Origin of the sequence: Neptuniibacter sp. PT8_73, assembly GCF_047778045.1 — a bacterium.
In the GTDB taxonomy this organism is placed as follows: Bacteria; Pseudomonadota; Gammaproteobacteria; order Pseudomonadales; family Balneatricaceae; genus Neptuniibacter.
Window position 1 is genome coordinate 3,713,379 of sequence record NZ_CP180545.1, and the last position, 16,480, is coordinate 3,729,858.

A 16,480-nucleotide genomic window follows, 5' to 3' on the forward strand; every position below is an offset into this window, starting at 1 on the left:
ACATAACTATATTATTTGCGTAACCTGAAGAAGGGACTATTAACTCTTATGCTGAAACGAACCAAAATTGTAGCAACCTTGGGTCCATCCACCGATGAACCTGGTGTTTTGGAAGATATTTTAAGAAACGGCGTAAACACTGTTCGCCTAAATTTCTCCCACGGTAGCGCGGATGACCATCGCCGTCGTGCCAGTGAGGTCCGTAAAGCAGCACGTAAACTGGGTTTATCTATCGCAATTTTAGGCGACCTACAGGGACCTAAAATTCGTATCGCACGATTTAAAGACACCAAGATCCAACTAGAAACAGGCGATACATTTGTTCTGGATTCAGAACTGGGTAATGAAGATGGCGACCAAACCCAAGTCGGTATCGATTACAAAGCATTACCAGAAGATAGCCAAGCCGGCGATATCCTTTTACTCGATGATGGCCGCGTTCAGTTGAAAGTCACTGCGGTCAATGACTCCCGTATCGAAACCGAAGTAATCATCGGCGGTCCACTTTCCAACAACAAAGGTATTAACCGCCAAGGTGGTGGTTTATCCGCAGCAGCTCTGACAGAGAAAGACCGTCGCGATATTAAAGTCGCTGGCGATATCGATATGGATTATATTGCGGTCTCTTTCCCTCGTAGCGCCGCTGATCTACACGAAGCACGTGAACTACTGGATCACGCGGGTAGCCGCGCTGAGATTATCGCTAAGGTAGAACGTGCCGAAACCGTAGCCAGCAACGAAGCACTGGATGAGATTATCTTAGCCTGTGACGGCATTATGGTAGCCCGTGGCGATCTAGGCGTAGAGATTGGCGATGCCGAGCTAATTGGGGTGCAAAAGCACCTGATCAAACGTTCTCGTGAGCTCAATCGTTTTGTGATCACTGCGACACAGATGATGGAAACCATGATCGAAAACTCTATGCCGACCCGTGCTGAAGTGTTCGACGTCGCTAATGCGATTCTAGATGGCACCGATGCGGTGATGTTATCTGCTGAAACAGCGGCTGGTCAGCACCCAGTGGAGGTGGTTAAGTCCATGACCTCGATCTGCCAAGGCGCTGAGAAACATCAGTTGTCTCGCCCTGCTCCAACCAACATCACGCAAAAGCTGGAACGTTTCGATGAAACAATTGCTCGTTCAGCAATGTACACGGCGAATAACTTGTTGGGTGTTAAGGCAATCATCTGCTTAACCGAGTCGGGTTCCACTCCGCTGTGGATGTCACGTATCCGTTCAGGTCTGCCGATTTTTGCAGTAACACGCAATGAACGCACTATGCGCCGTACGGCACTGTACCGTGGTGTAGAACCGATCTTCTTCGATGCGACACAGATCGAAAAAGAGAAGCTAAACGAAGAGATTCTGGCGGGCCTTAAAGCTCGTAACCTTCTAGAAACTGGCGATCTTGTTATCCTCACCCGCGGGGCATCCCTCGGTGAAGATGGCGGCACCAACTCTATGCAGGTTTTAGCGGTTCAATAAGCCATGATGAGGGGAAGTATTTACCTCCCCTCAAACTTTTCTGAATGTAAAAAAGTGTATATACAGTTGCAGTTACCCAGCAATTGATTTTAATTTATCAGTTGCACAGGTTTTGAGTGAGAGTAACTGTCACATGTTCCCCACCCCACTGCGGACTTTATCCAGAAACAAGGCTGTTTCAGCCCTGTTAGCTATTCTATTTTTTATCCCTACGCTGGCGTATTCGAAAGCGATGCCCGTACGTGTTGAAACTGCTATAGCAGAGCCTTTTGAAGAAACACTAACGCTGCATGGCACTCTGAAAGCAGAACTATCAGCAAATCTGTCCTTAGCCGCAGAAGGGATCGTCAAAAACCTAAGCGTGGATATTGGCAGTCAGGTCAAAAAAGATGATCTGATTCTAAACCTAGATGATGAAATTACCCGCCAGAACCTGCTCAAATCCAAAGCGCAGACAACATCAGCTCAAACTCAGCTAAATGAAGCTTACCGTCAGTTGAAAGAGGGTGAGCTTCTGCGCAAGAAAAAACATATCGCGCAAAATAAGCTGATCTCTCTTCGAGTGGCCCGCGATGTCGCTCGATCAAACCTTTCCGCTGCCAAAGCTGAACAAGAACGCTTCCAGCATGAGTTAGGCCAGCACCAATTGCTTGCACCATTTGCCGGCATCATCACCGCTAAGCAAACCGAGAAAGGGGAATGGCTAAGCAGCGGCAATCAAGCAGTGACTCTGGTCTCTCTAGATAAAATTCTCTTGGACGTACAGATCCCGCAAGCCTATTTCGGTCGTATGCAGGAGATCACAACCATTACCATCTATCCAGACACTGCCCCTAATACCGCGATTGAAGGCTCGGTAAAAACAGTAGTGCCAGTGGGCTCGCAGCAAAGCAGAACCTTTCTAACCCGCTTTAAACCCGTTCAAGCGAACCCGCTACTACTACCAGGCACATCAGCGAAGCTGGCGCTTAACTTTTCCCAAGAACAAAACGTAGTAATGGTGTCGCGCGATGCCATTTTGCATCACGCCGATGACGGTAACAGCGTATTTATCGTGGTGGACGGTAAAGCTGCACGTAAACCGGTGGAATTAGGCAAGATCAAAGGCGACAAGATCCAGATCATTAAAGGGATCAATGCCAATGATCAGGTTGTTATACGCGGTAACGAGCTATTACGCGAAGGCGCAGAAGTCTCGCTGCAACCTTAAGGTTTTCACAAGATTCTATAGAGGAATAAGTTGCCCATGCTAGGAGCAATTATTCAACAAGGCCGCCTTTTGGCCGTTCTGGTATTGATGCTTTGTTTGTTAGGCGTAGTCGCTAGCCTAAAGATGCCGGTGCAGATGATCCCTGATCTAGATGCACAAGTGATTGAGATTGAGACCCACTGGTCCGGGGCAACACCTAGAGATATAGAACAAGAGATCTTGTTAGAGCAGGAACGTCATCTACGCACCTTGCCAAACCTCGCCTTTATGGAATCGGTCGCATCCACGGGTAAAGCCGAGATCATTCTGGAGTTTCCACCCAAAACCAACCTTGATCAGGCGATGATCAAGGTCACCAACGCGCTTAATCAAGTGGCGGGCTACCCTGACAATGTCGATCAACCTAGCGTAAGAATCAGCTCCTTTTCTGCTAACCCCTTCCTCTATTTCTCGGTGGTGCCTGAAGCGGGCAATCCATTTAACCTCGATATGGATATGACTAGCGATTTTATTGATCGTCAGGTACGTCCGGTGATGGAAAGGGTTCCGGGGGTTTCACAAGTATCTATGCGCGGGAAAACCGAGCGCCAAATTCAGATCCATATTGAGCCGGACCAACTTGCCCAACGCGGCCTAAGCATGGCTGACGTTAAAAGTGCTATCCAAACACGTAATCGGGATATTTCTGCTGGCGATATTGAAGAGGGTAAACGCCGCTATCTACTTCGCACCCAAGGTCGCTTCAACGATTTAGAAGAGCTAAGTAACCTTATTATTCGCCACGAAAATGGCGTTAGTACTTACCTGAAAGATGTTGCAAACATCAAACTCGATCACTATGAAACTAACGGTGCGGCTTATGTAGCAGGTGAGCGAGCGATCACTTTAGGGGTTCGTCGTGAACCCGGCGCCAATGTTATTCAAATTAAAGAGGATATGCTGAAAGCAGTCGAGCAACTTCGCCGCGATGTCCTGCAGCCAAACGGCATGCGCATTGAGAAGATCGGCGACGATGTTCGCTATGTAGAAGCCTCTATCAAAAGCGTGGTACTGAACCTCTGCTTAGGTGCGCTATTAGCTAGCCTTGTCCTGTATGTGTTTATGCGCTCTGGCCGCGCGACGCTTTTCTGCCTGCTAGGCCTCCCTGTTTGTACCATCGCCGCGTTTATCGGCTTAATGATGTTTGGCCGCAGTATCAACGTTATCTCTTTAGCGGGTATTACGTTCGCAATCGGTATGACTCTCGATAACAGCATCGTAGTACTCGAAAGCATCGAGCAGAAACTGCGCCAAGGAATGGATCGTGTTGAATCAGCTATAGCTGGGGTAAGAGAGGTTTGGACGGCTGTCATCGCCTCCAGTGCCACGACTGTTCTAGTGTTTACGCCGATCTTTTTTGTCGAGCAAGAAGCCGGGCAACTCTACTCTGATATCGCAATTACCGTCTCCGCCTCGATCTTAGCTTCTATGCTGTTTGCACTGTTTGTAGTGCCATCTGCCTGCGCCTTTTTTGGCTTATCGACTAAGTCAGGCGATAAGCAATATCAGCAAGGCAAAATCATGCAGCTGATCGCTTGGCTAAATGATGGCTTTAAACGCCGAATAACCGTCATCGCGTTGAGCACCTTCGCAACCTTGGGCTTAGCCATTGCATTTATGCCAGCGGCTGAATATCTGCCCGAAGGTGAAGAGCCAAAATCATTTTCGATGATGTTTGCCCCTGCTGGTTACAGCCATAAAGAGATGTCGCAGATTGGCGCCGAGGTTAAAGAAAAAGTCGATCTAGCCGTACAACAGCAACCGGAAGACTACACTCCAGAACAAGGGATGATTCCTGCTCTGCGTTATTACTTGCTCTATATTGGCTCTGGTTCAGTGTGGTTACTGAGCGAACCTAAAGATTATGACCACTTAGACCCGATGATGAAGGAGATTACCCAACTCTTTACCAGCTATCCGGGTATGCGCGCCTTTTCATCACGAGGTTCGATCATCTCTAGTAACCAAGGCGGTACCCGTACTGTAGTGCTAAACGTTTCTGGTGCCGATCAACAAGCACTCTTCTCTACTGCGCAAAATGTGATGACTCGCGCAAAAGAGATGTTTGATAACCCACGCTTGGATTCAGAACCAAAATCCCTATCTTTAGATCAACCACTGATCCAGATTTTACCGAAGTGGCAAAGACTGGCTGAGCTAGGGATCAAAGCCGAAGATTTCGGTATCGCAGTGGCGGCGTTCAGTGATGGCGCTTATGTCGGTGAATTTATCGATGGCGACAAGAAAGTCGATATGCTGCTCTACAGCCAACTCAATGCAGCAAAGAGCATTGAGCTACTCAGCCAAACTCCAATTTCAGTTCCGGGTGGCGGTGTTCTCCCTCTATCAGCATTGGCCGAGATTAAAGAGACCGTCGCAAGTGAAGATATTCGTCGTATCGAAGGTCGTCGTACCGTCTCCGTTTACATACTGCCACCACCAACCGTGGCACTAGAAACGGCGGTCGAAAAAGTACGAACCGAATTAATTCCTATGATGAAGGCAGAAGGTGAAATCCTACCGAAAGTTAGCATCAGCATTTCCGGTGCTGCTGATCAACTGGATGCGACCCAAACCGCACTGTTTAATAACTTTATCGTCGCGGCATTACTGATCTACCTACTGCTAGTCGTCATTTTATCCCACTGGAGTTATCCAAGCCTTATCCTCACCACCGTGCCTTTAGGCATCGCAGGTGGCGTTGTCGGTTTAGTCGCTGCCAATATGCTCGGTGAACTTCTGCAACAAACCGGCTTGCAGGGCTTCTATCAAGCCTTCGATATGATCACTATGCTAGGTTTTGTAATCCTTCTCGGGACCGTAGTTAACAACCCAATCCTAATCGTCTGCCAAGCGCGGGATAACCTACACTTAGGCAAAACCTCTATCGTAGACGCGGTTAACCAAGCCGTCGCCAAGCGACTCAAGCCGATTCTGATGTCCACAGTCACAACCGTATTTGGATTGGCCCCCTTGGTCTTCATTCCAGGCGCGGGTACCGAGCTGTATCGAGGTGTCGGTATCGTGGTGATGATGGGGATCCTGTTCTCTGTGATCATCACCCTTGGCTTCTTGCCATGTTTGCTAATCTGCTGGTTCCAGTTGCAACAACGTTTTAGCAAGCAGAAAACAGAAGAAGCCGCATAATCAGAGGGGCCAATAATGGCTCCTAATCTGATAACGTAGCGAGTCGGATTGAATTAATTGGGGCATTTTAGGTCGAAAGCGCAAACTAACTGTTTCGTTGCAGCAATTTAATATTCCCTCAATTATAATGTTGCCCCTCAACGAGTGACTTTAAGGATCGACTTTTGTCTTCAGCACTAGAACAAAAGCTAGATTGGCTTAACCAAGCAGGCCATTCTGGGCTGCTAACCCAGCTACAACACGGTATAGAAAAGGAAGGCTTACGTGTTGATGATCAAAGCAGATTAGCTCAAACATCTCATCCGCAAGCTCTGGGTTCGGCTCTCACTCACGCTCATATCACCACAGATTATTCGGAAGCGTTACTGGAATTTATTACGCCCGTTTTCGAGAAATCCTCTGATGCCTTGAACTTCCTTGCAGATCTTCATCGCTATACCTATCAGAAACTCGATAAAGAGCAGATCTGGCCGGCCAGCATGCCATGCTTGTTGCCGCCAGAGAAAGAGATCCCGATCGCTCGTTACGGCTCATCTAACGTCGGTCAGATGAAATACATCTACCGCGTAGGTTTGGAGCATCGCTACGGTAAAGTGATGCAGACAATTGCCGGTATTCATTACAACTTCTCACTCCCTGAAGCATTCTGGCCGCTTTATCACAGTTTTTCAGGCAGTGAACTGTCACTACAAGATTTCCGATCAGCTGCATATTTCGGCCTGATCAGAAATTTCCGTCGTTATTCTTGGCTACTGATCTATCTCTTTGGAGCATCTCCAGCGTTATGTAGCTCATTCCTAAAAGGTAAGAAGCACAACCTAGAAGAGATGGGCAAAGGCACGCTGTATCTGCCTTATGCGACTTCATTGCGTATGAGCGATCTTGGCTACTCCAACAAAGCTCAAGCTAGCCTAAATATCTGCTTTAACCATCTAGATACCTACGCAAAATCTCTAGAGAGCGCGATACGTACGCCTTATCAGCAATACGAAGAGATCGGCGTCAAAGTAGATGGGGAATATCGACAGCTAAACACTAATGTTTTGCAGATTGAAAACGAATATTACAGTGATATTCGCCCTAAGCGCGTTACAGAATCGGGTGAAAAACCGATCCATGCTCTAATGTCTAAGGGCGTGGAATATATCGAAGTACGTAATACCGATATCAATCCATTCCTACCTCTAGGTATCGATCAAAACCAAGCCGATTTCTTAGATCTGTTCTTGGTAACCTGCCTACTGATGGACGACAGCGAGATCAGCAATGCTGAGTGTGAGCAGATTCAAGATAACCACCAGCAGGTGGTCACTCGTGGACGTGAGCCAGGTCTGACACTAATCAACAACGATCAGACGATTACCTTGAAGGATTGGGGCATCGAGCTTCTCTCAGCAATGGAGAAAACTGCAGCACTGTTTGATCAAGCACACAATAGCGGTCAATTTAGCGAAGCAATTAAAGCCCAAAAAGCTAAGTTGCTGGATCCTGAACTAACGCCATCTGCACAAGTACTTAAAGAGATGCAGGAACAGAACTTCGACCACGGTGACTTTGTGATGCAACAAGCTCAACGCCATAAAGAAGTTCTTCTATCCGAAGCACCTTCGACAGAGATGGCAGCGATGTTGGAAGAACTAAGCCAAAGCTCTCTGGTAGAACAACAGCAAATTGAAGCGGCTGATCAGCCAGACTTTGATGACTACTTAGCGGACTATATGGCGAACTAAATACCGCTCGATATTGCGCCCATAAAAAAAGCAGGACACCGAAGTGGCCTGCTTTTTTTGTTTTCGAATAGTGTTATTGCACTACGAAACTAGTAAAGAACAGGTCAGATACGAAACCTTCACCCTCTTCTTCTACCAAGATATTTTGTACTTTCTTCAGTGCTTTCTTCGCTAGCTCTTGCTGCAGCTCGACTGTACCAACCGTGTCATCAGTCTGAGCGCTTAACAGAAACACAATATCATTACGGATGTGCGCCATATGATGGTTTACCGCATGGTGCGCCGCTTCACTTGATACCTGAATCGTTACCTCACATTTCAGGAAGCGCGTTTTACCTACACCACCAAAATTGGTTACAAACGCTTTTAATTCAATGTAATTAACATAGTCATCAGCAGGCTTCTGTTCATCACCTTCCGCCCAAGAAAGTTGTACAGAGAAAGCCAAAAAAATAAATAAAACCAGTCGCTTAAGCATTTTCCGCCTCAGTCATTCGTATTCAATAGCAGCAGTATAGCGCGCTATTTCCACCCTCAACAGGGGCTGATAGACAAAAAGTTAACTGCATAGGAGCCTGTTCTATATCAAAGCGGTCGAAAAAACTATTTTTTACCATAAGGACGGTTGCACCCTGAATCAGCTTAGGAATATGATGAGCGAAAGGGTACTAACAAATAGAAATGGTAAATCACCTTTCAATTGAATTTACCAACCCTGTCTACATGGTAGGAAAGGAGCGCAGGATGTTAGAGAAATGCAAAAACGCTAAAGAGCGCTGGGGCGGTGTAAGCGAGATCATCGATTCTTGGCTTGAAGAACGTCAGATGCTGATCAGCCAATTTGTCCATCTGCCTGAGCATCACATCAACGAAGAGCTTAACAATAAGGCTCAAGGCTTTTGCCAGACGTTGATGGATTATCTCTCCTCTGGACACTTTGAGGTCTATGAGCAGCTGCTATTGGAAGGCAGCGATTTCAATGATGGCAGTCTTGAAGAAGGCCAGTCACTACTACCTAAAATTCAGGTAAGCACCGATATTGCGCTAGATTTTAACGATGATTTTAATAATCTTCTTGATCCTACAGTGCAACAGATCCGTGAATTTTCCGAGCGTTTATCTAAACTTGGAGAAGCACTGGAAGAACGTTTCGAACTTGAAGATAAAATGATTGCCGTGCTTCATACTTCACACAGAGAAGCGGTAGAAGGATAAAAATTAATGCGCTATGGGTTTTACAAACTGCTACTGGCTGGCAGTGTCCTCGGATTAACTGGCTGCGGTGGCGGTGATGACCCAAGTTTATGGAAGGAATATGCACTTACCGGCGCATATTCCGCAGCCCTATCCGAAAATGGCTCCCATAGCGTTATAGGTTCTTTTAACCACGGCGGTAGCCTTTGGCAAAGCAGCAATCACGAGCGCCTGTTCAACTGGAACCATAAACAGGGTGATTTTTCTATTATCGCAGCAACGGCATTCTCTCCTGAGGGAACCTATGCCGCTACGGCCAATCAGCAAGACCTCGTCCTCTGGGACGTAAAAACCGGCAAACCTGAGTGGTTTTGGAGCTCCCCTGCAGAGATCATGCAGATGGATCTCTCCCCAAATGGTGATTTTGCATTGCTTGGCCTAGCCGATCACACGGCTGTGTATTTTGATGTCAAAAACGGCGGCGTCCAACGCACCCTTCGCCATGAAGCTCGCGTGCGCAGTGTCGACCTAAGTGATGATGGCACACTGGCGCTAACAGGTTCTGATGCTTACAAAGCCAAGCTTTGGAGCATGCAGACCGGCGAAATGTTACGCGAACTAGAATTTGGCAATGTGGTTGATACAGTCGCGATCTCTCCCAATACTCAATACGCCTTCAGTGCTGGCAGTTTAGATAAAGCCGTAATCTGGGACGTGAATAGCGGTAAAGAGCTACATGTTCTAAGTAACATCAAAGATCTACTGCAAAAACGCGTAAGCTATCTGAGCGCGCGCTTTTCTCCAGATAACTCCAAGTTATTAACCGGCACAGCAGCGGGCCTAGTGCAGCTTTGGGATGTTAAAAGCGGTGCAGAACTTCGCACATGGCGAATTCATAAACGTGACCCGTACGGACCAGTTCACGCAGGCGTTTACGCAGTAGCGTTTGGGCAGGGTAAATATTATGCCGTTGGTTCAAACGGCATCATGAACGAGCTGAAATAGGCGTACTAAACCTATTCAAAACCGGACACAATCCCAACAAAAAGGCCGATGCTTCACAGCATCGGCCTTTTTAATGTTCTACTCAGACTGAAACGTAATTACTTCTTCTCAGCTTCTGCAGATTCGTTAGCACCTGGGTTAATTTCCAGAAGCTCAACTTCAAAGATCAGTGTTTCATTTGGACCAATCGCATTACCCATACCACCTGGGCCGTATGCTAGATCAGCAGGGATAACCAAACGCGCTTTACCGCCTTCTTTGATCATCTGTAGACCTTCAGTCCAACCAGGAATTACACCGTTCAATGGGAAAGAAATAGGTTCGTTACGAGCAAACGAGCTATCGAACTCTTCACCATTAATTAGCGTACCACGGTAGTGTACTTTTACCGTGTCGGTAGCCGTTGGCGACTTACCCGTACCTGCAGTTAGTTCTTCGTATTGAAGACCAGACTCAGTTGTTTTAACACCTTTCTTCTTACCATTCTCAGCTAGGTATTTTTTACCTGCTTCAAGGTTATCAACACTAAGCTTTGCTTGCTTAGCTTGCTGCTCTTCCATCTGTTTCTGCTGGAAAGCAGTCATCACTTCACGCACCTGATCAGGTGTAAGCTTTGGCTCTTTATCAGCATAGGTTGTTTTGGCAGCTTCAAGGAACGCATCAAAATCAACATTAGGGATCGTCTTAAGCTGTTCACCAACCATCAGACCAACACTGTAGCTAACTTTCTGCTCTTCTGTTTTTAGTTCCGCAGCGGAAACCATTGGAGATACCATCGCGGCACCTAGAGCAACCGCCAGCAAAGTTTGTTTCATGCTAAATATCCTTGTTTGTAATTCTTTGGAATCAGCGCGCCTTTTGCGGCAGCTATCCTATCAATTGAGATAAACCTACAAGTTACAACAGGCCTTATTAGTCCCTGATTAAACAGCAAAGTTCAGTGCTGCACCACCTATTCCTTATGATTCGTGCCTAAGTAGGAATTGGCAGCTCTTAACAGGGGTTTTAAAGCACCCAATATATCTTTATCTATAGGCACTTTTTGAGATTTCAAATAGCTATGCAGGTTTTCTTCAATTATTTCTATAGAGGGCTGCATTTGCGCTGCCTGCAGACCCTGTTGATAAAGCAAGGCTAATTCTACCTGCTCGCAAGCCAATTCAGCCTGACGTAATTTTTGATAACAAGCATCATATTCCGCTCCTTGCTGCTTACGCTCGCGCACTTTATAACGAATGCCACGCAGAGGATGAGTCATCTCCTGCTGCCAGTGATCTGCTTCATTACAAGTAATGGATTCGAGCACATAGCCTTGTATCCCGCCCCAGCAGGCGAAGATCAGTCGGTTAATGCTCAACCCAAACTCGTTCTGTAACTCTAAACAGCTCTGCTCTATCCCCGGCTGTTGATAAAAGTTGAGCGCAAAGTCCCAAAGGTCATTTTTCAATTGCATCTCTATGTTAAAATCCGCCGCCATGATTCAATTTCAGCAAGTTAGCTTACAACGCGGCCACAACATATTGCTAGAACAAGCCGATCTAACCCTGCACTCAGGGTGGAAAGTCGGCTTAGTTGGTGCAAATGGTGCGGGTAAATCCTCTCTGTTTAAACTACTACTCGGAGAGCTTCACTGTGATAATGGAGACCTCGAGCTACCGGGGGGATTGCGTATCTCTCATATGGCGCAGGAGGTTCCGACCTCTGATCGCTCAGCACTCGACTACGTCTTAGATGGTGATTACAAGCTACGCTCTATCCAGCAAGAGCTCGTAAAAGCAGAAGCCGATCATGATATGAATCGCTTAGGCGAGCTGCATGCCGAGCTCGATAGCCACAACGGTTATAGCGCTGAGTCTCGTGCAGCCCAGCTTCTCGCAGGTTTAGGCTTTAGCCACAACGATATCACCCGTTCAGTAAAAGAGTTCTCAGGCGGCTGGAGAATCCGTCTCAACCTAGCTCAAGCATTGATGTGCCCATCTGACCTGTTACTTCTGGATGAGCCAACCAACCACTTGGATCTGGATGCAACGATCTGGCTGGAACAGTGGCTGCGCCAATACCCGGGCATGTTGATTCTGATCTCCCATGACCGTGATTTCCTCGATAACGTGGTGAGCCATATCACCCATATCGAGCGTAACAAGCTGAATCTATACAAAGGTGGTTACTCGGCATTCGAGATACAGAGAGCTGACCGTCTAGCACAGCAGCAATCTGCGTTCGAGAAACAGCAGCAACGTATTGGTGAAATTGAGAATTTTGTCCGCCGTTTCCGTGCTAAAGCCACTAAGGCGAAACAAGCGCAAAGCCGTATCAAAGAGCTGGAGCGTATGGAGAAAATCGCTCCTGCGCACATTGATAGTCCGTTCAGCTTTAAGTTTTGCTCTGCGGATAAAATGTCGTCGCCACTGCTGACCTTGTACGATGCACAATGCGGCTATGACGATAGCGTTATTCTGGATAAAACCTCTTTGACCCTGACCCCGGGTGCGCGTATCGGCCTTCTCGGCCCGAACGGTGCTGGTAAGTCGACCCTAGTGAAATCCTTAGTAGGCGATTTGGAACTCTGCAATGGCGAACGCCATGAAAGTGACAACTTACAGATAGGCTATTTTGCCCAGCATCAGCTTGAAGCACTCGATATGGCGGCATCACCGCTGTTACATATCAAGCGCATCAGCCCGAAAGCCTCTGAGCAAGAGATCCGTGATTTCCTTGGTTCCTTCGGTTTTATCGGTGATCGTGCATTAGAGCCTGTAGATAACTTTTCCGGTGGTGAGAAAGCCCGCGTTGCGCTGTCTATGATCGCTTGGCAGAAACCAAATCTGCTGTTGATGGACGAACCGACCAACCACTTGGATCTGGAAGTACGTCACGCACTGACCCTTGCACTGCAATCGTTCGAAGGCGTATTGATTCTAGTCTCTCATGACCGTCACTTGCTGCGTAATACCGTTGATGAGTTCCTTCTAGTTGCTAACGGCAAAGTTGAAGAGTTTAAAGGCGATCTAGATGACTACCAAAACTGGTTGTTAGAACAGAAACGCCTCGAACAGAAAGCCGAAGCTGAAGCGTTCGCCCCTGCAGCGACAGAAGAGAAAAAGACCCTGTCTGCAGCCGAGCGTAAGGAACAGAAACGTTTAGCCGCCGAACGTCGTAACCAGCTACGTCCACTGAAGAAGCAGCTGGAAAAGCTAGAAAAAGCGATGGAGAAGCAGCACGAACAGTTAGATGAGATCGAAACGGCACTCAGTGATAGTTCGATCTACGAAGAACAAAACAAGGACAAGCTCAAAACCTTGCTGCAGCAACAAGCGGAGTTGAAACAGCAGGCAGAGCAAACCGAAGAAGAGTGGATGGAGCAGCAGGAAGCATTGGAAGCCCTTGAGGAAGAGCTGGGCGAGCTTTAGGTTTGTAGCTCTAATCTGACAGTTGCACTAGAAAAACGGGTGACTGTCAGATTAGATCGATACTAATGGGCATTAGTCACCCAGTAACGCTGTTAACTCTTTAATATCTTCGTCATTACGCATTAAACGGCGGAGCATTTTCGCTACATCAGGCTCTTTTAAGCCAAGCTCTGCATACATCTCTTCTGGAACTTCTTCCAAAGGACCGTCACTTAAACCCTGCTGACGCAGCAGACGGTTCGCCATATACATCACTTTGACATAGTTACTATGTTCGCCTGAATAATCAGCTTCATTCTGATGACGAATCGCTGTCGTTACCTCATCTGGCAACTCCCAACTTGATAGCAACCAGCTACCAATCTGTTCGCGGGTAACACTCAACACCTGCTGCTCTACCGAATCTAGGGCAAAGTGTGGGTTTGCCTCGATATAACGGGATAACAATGTGAAGTGCGGTGGGAACAAATGCGCTAAAACTAGATAACCGAAGTTATGCAACAAAGAAGATAGGTAGATCAAACCCGGTTTAGGCTGATCTTCATTCTCTGGCATAGCACGGCATAACTGCTCAGCAAACGCAGCGTTATAAACCGACTGTAACCAGTAAGGTGTTGCCCCACGTGGACCATCTTCTGGTACACGTAGCATCTCACCCATCGCTGTACCTAGCGCCATATTGATCACTAGATCAAAACCAAGTACACGGATAACCGCATCATCAATAGAGCTGACTTTGCCCGGCGCAGCATAATACGGAGATGCCGCCCAACTCATTACTTGTGCTGAGAGACTAGGATCAACCCGAACGACCGGTACGAGCTCACTGACACCCGCTTCCGGATCAGAGCGAAGCTCGATAATTTTCTTAATCGTTGGAGAAAGAGAAGGAAGACCTAAAGTATCTTCAAGGCGTTGTTTGATTCGCAACTCAGTAAAGCGCTCAACCGCCTGAGTGATAACAACACGGTCATCCCCTTTCGGTTGTACGGCTTCGATCTGCTCTGTGGTAAGCGCTAAGTTACAGCTATTAGCTTTTGCTATCTGTTTAGCACTAACGCCAAAACACAGCTCAGCGTGCGGCTCGATCAATTCAACTTGATCATGCTGCAAAATTTCAGGAGAAACCAAAAGCTTGAGAGATAAAAGTTTTTTCTGTCCTTCAGGATGTCTTAAGGCATCTTGGCTAAAATAGCGTTTCGCATCTTCGCCACGAACAGGCTGTAGCTGTCGACCTGTCTCTTTCCAGACAGCAACTAAATTGAGTAATGACGCCGCAGGAAGCAGAGCCAGCACCTTACCTTCAGCATCATGCAATAACACCAAGCGAAACTGCGGTAATTCGCCACTGTTTTCCAGAACTCGTACGCCGACTGACAATTTACTCTCTCCAAACCTAGTCTTGGTTTAATCTAAAGGGTAGATTATTAGCAACAAATAGGGAAAGCAAAGTTCTTGGTCAAAAATTCACGATTTAAATCAGTTTAAATGAGAAAAATGTCGATAATTCTCCAAATTAGCCAAGCATTGCTGATCATCTTCTCACTTCTCGGTCTTTCCGCTCACGCAGTGGAAGAGGATCTTGCTCCCGAATCATCTACCGGGCTCTATCAAAGCGAAGCGATCGCAACCCAACAATCCTTAGTAGTCACAGCACACCCTCTTGCTACTCAGGCAGGCCTAAGCATTCTGCAACAAGGCGGTACAGCCGCAGATGCTGCCGTAGCTATTCAAGCTATGCTGACCTTAGTTGAGCCACAATCTTCTGGGATCGGTGGCGGCGCGTTTATGCTTTATTGGGATCAGGGGCAACAAACGCTTAAAGCTTATGATGGCCGCGAGACTGCACCCGCGAAAGCAGACTATCGATTGTTCCAAAAGAATAAAAGGCCGATGCCATGGGTAGAAGCCATGGTCGGTGGGCGTTCTGTTGGCACACCCGGTGTTTTAAAAATGCTGGAAGTGGCGCAGGAAAAACATGGCAAGCTAGCTTGGAAAGTTCTGTTTGACGATACTATTGAGCAATCTCGCAAAGGTTTTCCTATAGGCCCGCGCTTACATAAACTGATCGCCAGTGGCATCAACCCAGGACTGAACCGCTATAGCGAAGCGAGAAACTATTTCTACAACCCTGACGGTTCCCCACTGCCGATAGGCTTTATCAGAACTAATCCCGAGTTAGCCGACAGTTTGCAGTTAATCGCTGATAACGGCACACAAGCGTTTTATCTAGGCCCTATTGCAACCGCGATCGCAGATAAGGTGCAGTCCATTAAGGATAATCCAGGCTTACTCGATAAAAGTGACCTAGCTAGCTACCAAGCTAAAGAACGCGATCCGATCTGCCTACCTTACAAAGAGTATCGAGTCTGCGGTTTCCCGCCGCCAACCTCTGGCGGTGTCACTGTACTGCAGATTCTGAAACTGCTTGAGCAACATGACCTAGCAACCTTTGCCCCTGAGAGCTTGGAGTTTAACCATCTCTTCACCCAGGCATCACGCCTCGCTTTTGCTGACCGCGGCCGTTATCTAGCCGATAGTGATTTTGTCGATGTGCCTGTACAAGGCTTACTCGATTCAAATTACCTAAAAAAACGCTCCAAACTGATCTCGGTAGATAAAGACTTAGGCCAAGCTAAGGCAGGTAAACCTCCACATGCGATGGCTAACCTAGTTGATGCGCAATCCCCGGAACGCCCCTCCACTACTCACTTTGTGGTGGTCGACCGTTGGGGTAATGCGGTGTCGATGACCAGCAGTATCGAGATGGCGTTTGGCTCGACCCTAATGGCAGGTGGTTTCCTGCTAAATAATCAGCTAACGGACTTCTCCTTTAAAGGAATTAGCAAAGGGCAGATCGTTGCCAACCGCGTGCAACCGGGTAAACGTCCACGCAGTTCAATGTCTCCGTTTATGGTATTCGACGCGAATGGCTATCTACATGCAGCCATTGGCTCCCCCGGCGGCAGCCGTATCATCAACTATGTAGCGCAAAGCCTGCTGCTGATGTTCAATTCAGATCTAAGTTTGCAGAAGATCGTTAATCAGCCGCATATCAGTAACCGCAACGGCTTAACCGAGCTTGAAGCGGGTACACCCATAGATCAGCTGCAGCAGCCGTTAGAGGCGATGGGGCATCAGATTAAGGTAAGAGATCTGAATAGTGGCCTACACGGATTCCGTCGTCTTCCATCAAACGAATGGGAAAGTGCGGTAGATAATCGAAGGGAAGGTTTAGCACTAGGAGAATAACTAGTGCT

The 16,480-nt window shown here is 47.4% G+C and carries 12 protein-coding genes; 8 read left to right on the forward strand and 4 right to left on the reverse strand.

Annotation, left to right across the window (positions count from 1 at the left end):
- The first annotated feature begins 48 nt into the window (after nt 1–48).
- The 4 genes from pyk to gshA all read left to right on the forward strand — a co-directional run bounded on the left by pyk (nt 49) and on the right by gshA (nt 7,611).
- On the forward strand, nt 49–1,485 hold the full coding sequence (pyk, locus tag ACMXYN_RS17050) for a pyruvate kinase (RefSeq protein WP_415892815.1): 1,437 nt from the start codon (nt 49–51) through the stop codon (nt 1,483–1,485).
- A gap of 232 nt (nt 1,486–1,717) precedes the next feature.
- The gene (locus ACMXYN_RS17055) at nt 1,718–2,695 is read left to right on the forward strand and encodes an efflux RND transporter periplasmic adaptor subunit (protein WP_415892816.1); all 978 of its coding nucleotides are present in this window, start codon (nt 1,718–1,720) and stop codon (nt 2,693–2,695) included.
- A gap of 36 nt (nt 2,696–2,731) precedes the next feature.
- Entirely contained in the window at nt 2,732–5,881 is a 3,150-nt protein-coding gene (locus tag ACMXYN_RS17060; RefSeq protein WP_415892817.1) for an efflux RND transporter permease subunit, read from the forward strand.
- 164 nt (nt 5,882–6,045) lie between these two features.
- On the forward strand, nt 6,046–7,611 hold the full coding sequence (gshA, locus tag ACMXYN_RS17065; RefSeq protein ID WP_415892818.1) for a glutamate--cysteine ligase: 1,566 nt from the start codon (nt 6,046–6,048) through the stop codon (nt 7,609–7,611).
- Between the two features lie 73 nt (nt 7,612–7,684).
- Here the strand turns inward: gshA and ACMXYN_RS17070 are convergent, their stop codons facing one another.
- A complete protein-coding gene (locus tag ACMXYN_RS17070; RefSeq protein WP_415892819.1) occupies nt 7,685–8,089 on the reverse strand; it encodes a flagellar basal body-associated FliL family protein in 405 nt (134 codons plus the stop codon).
- Nucleotides 8,090–8,355: 266 nt separating this feature from the next.
- Here ACMXYN_RS17070 and rsd point away from each other — a divergent pair, with 266 nt between their 5' ends.
- On the forward strand, nt 8,356–8,826 hold the full coding sequence (rsd, locus tag ACMXYN_RS17075) for a sigma D regulator (RefSeq protein ID WP_415889621.1): 471 nt from the start codon (nt 8,356–8,358) through the stop codon (nt 8,824–8,826).
- Between the two features lie 6 nt (nt 8,827–8,832).
- Entirely contained in the window at nt 8,833–9,810 is a 978-nt protein-coding gene (locus tag ACMXYN_RS17080) for a WD40 repeat domain-containing protein (protein WP_415892820.1), read from the forward strand.
- A gap of 98 nt (nt 9,811–9,908) precedes the next feature.
- Here the strand turns inward: ACMXYN_RS17080 and ACMXYN_RS17085 are convergent, their stop codons facing one another.
- Both ACMXYN_RS17085 and ACMXYN_RS17090 read right to left on the reverse strand, forming a co-directional pair.
- A complete protein-coding gene (locus tag ACMXYN_RS17085; protein WP_415892821.1) occupies nt 9,909–10,625 on the reverse strand; it encodes an FKBP-type peptidyl-prolyl cis-trans isomerase in 717 nt (238 codons plus the stop codon).
- 137 nt (nt 10,626–10,762) lie between these two features.
- Entirely contained in the window at nt 10,763–11,263 is a 501-nt protein-coding gene (locus tag ACMXYN_RS17090; RefSeq protein WP_415892822.1) for a TIGR02444 family protein, read from the reverse strand.
- 22 nt (nt 11,264–11,285) lie between these two features.
- On the opposite strand from ACMXYN_RS17090, the gene ACMXYN_RS17095 reads away from it, so the two are divergent.
- Nucleotides 11,286–13,220 carry an ATP-binding cassette domain-containing protein gene (locus ACMXYN_RS17095; RefSeq protein ID WP_415894512.1) on the forward strand — a complete coding sequence of 645 codons (1,935 nt, stop codon included), beginning with the start codon at nt 11,286–11,288 and terminating at the stop codon, nt 13,218–13,220.
- A gap of 72 nt (nt 13,221–13,292) precedes the next feature.
- Here the strand turns inward: ACMXYN_RS17095 and ACMXYN_RS17100 are convergent, their stop codons facing one another.
- Nucleotides 13,293–14,600 carry an HDOD domain-containing protein gene (locus ACMXYN_RS17100; RefSeq protein ID WP_415892823.1) on the reverse strand — a complete coding sequence of 436 codons (1,308 nt, stop codon included), beginning with the start codon at nt 14,598–14,600 and terminating at the stop codon, nt 13,293–13,295.
- Between the two features lie 117 nt (nt 14,601–14,717).
- On the opposite strand from ACMXYN_RS17100, the gene ggt reads away from it, so the two are divergent.
- The gene (gene ggt, locus ACMXYN_RS17105) at nt 14,718–16,472 is read left to right on the forward strand and encodes a gamma-glutamyltransferase (RefSeq protein WP_415892824.1); all 1,755 of its coding nucleotides are present in this window, start codon (nt 14,718–14,720) and stop codon (nt 16,470–16,472) included.
- Nucleotides 16,473–16,480 lie beyond the last annotated feature (8 nt).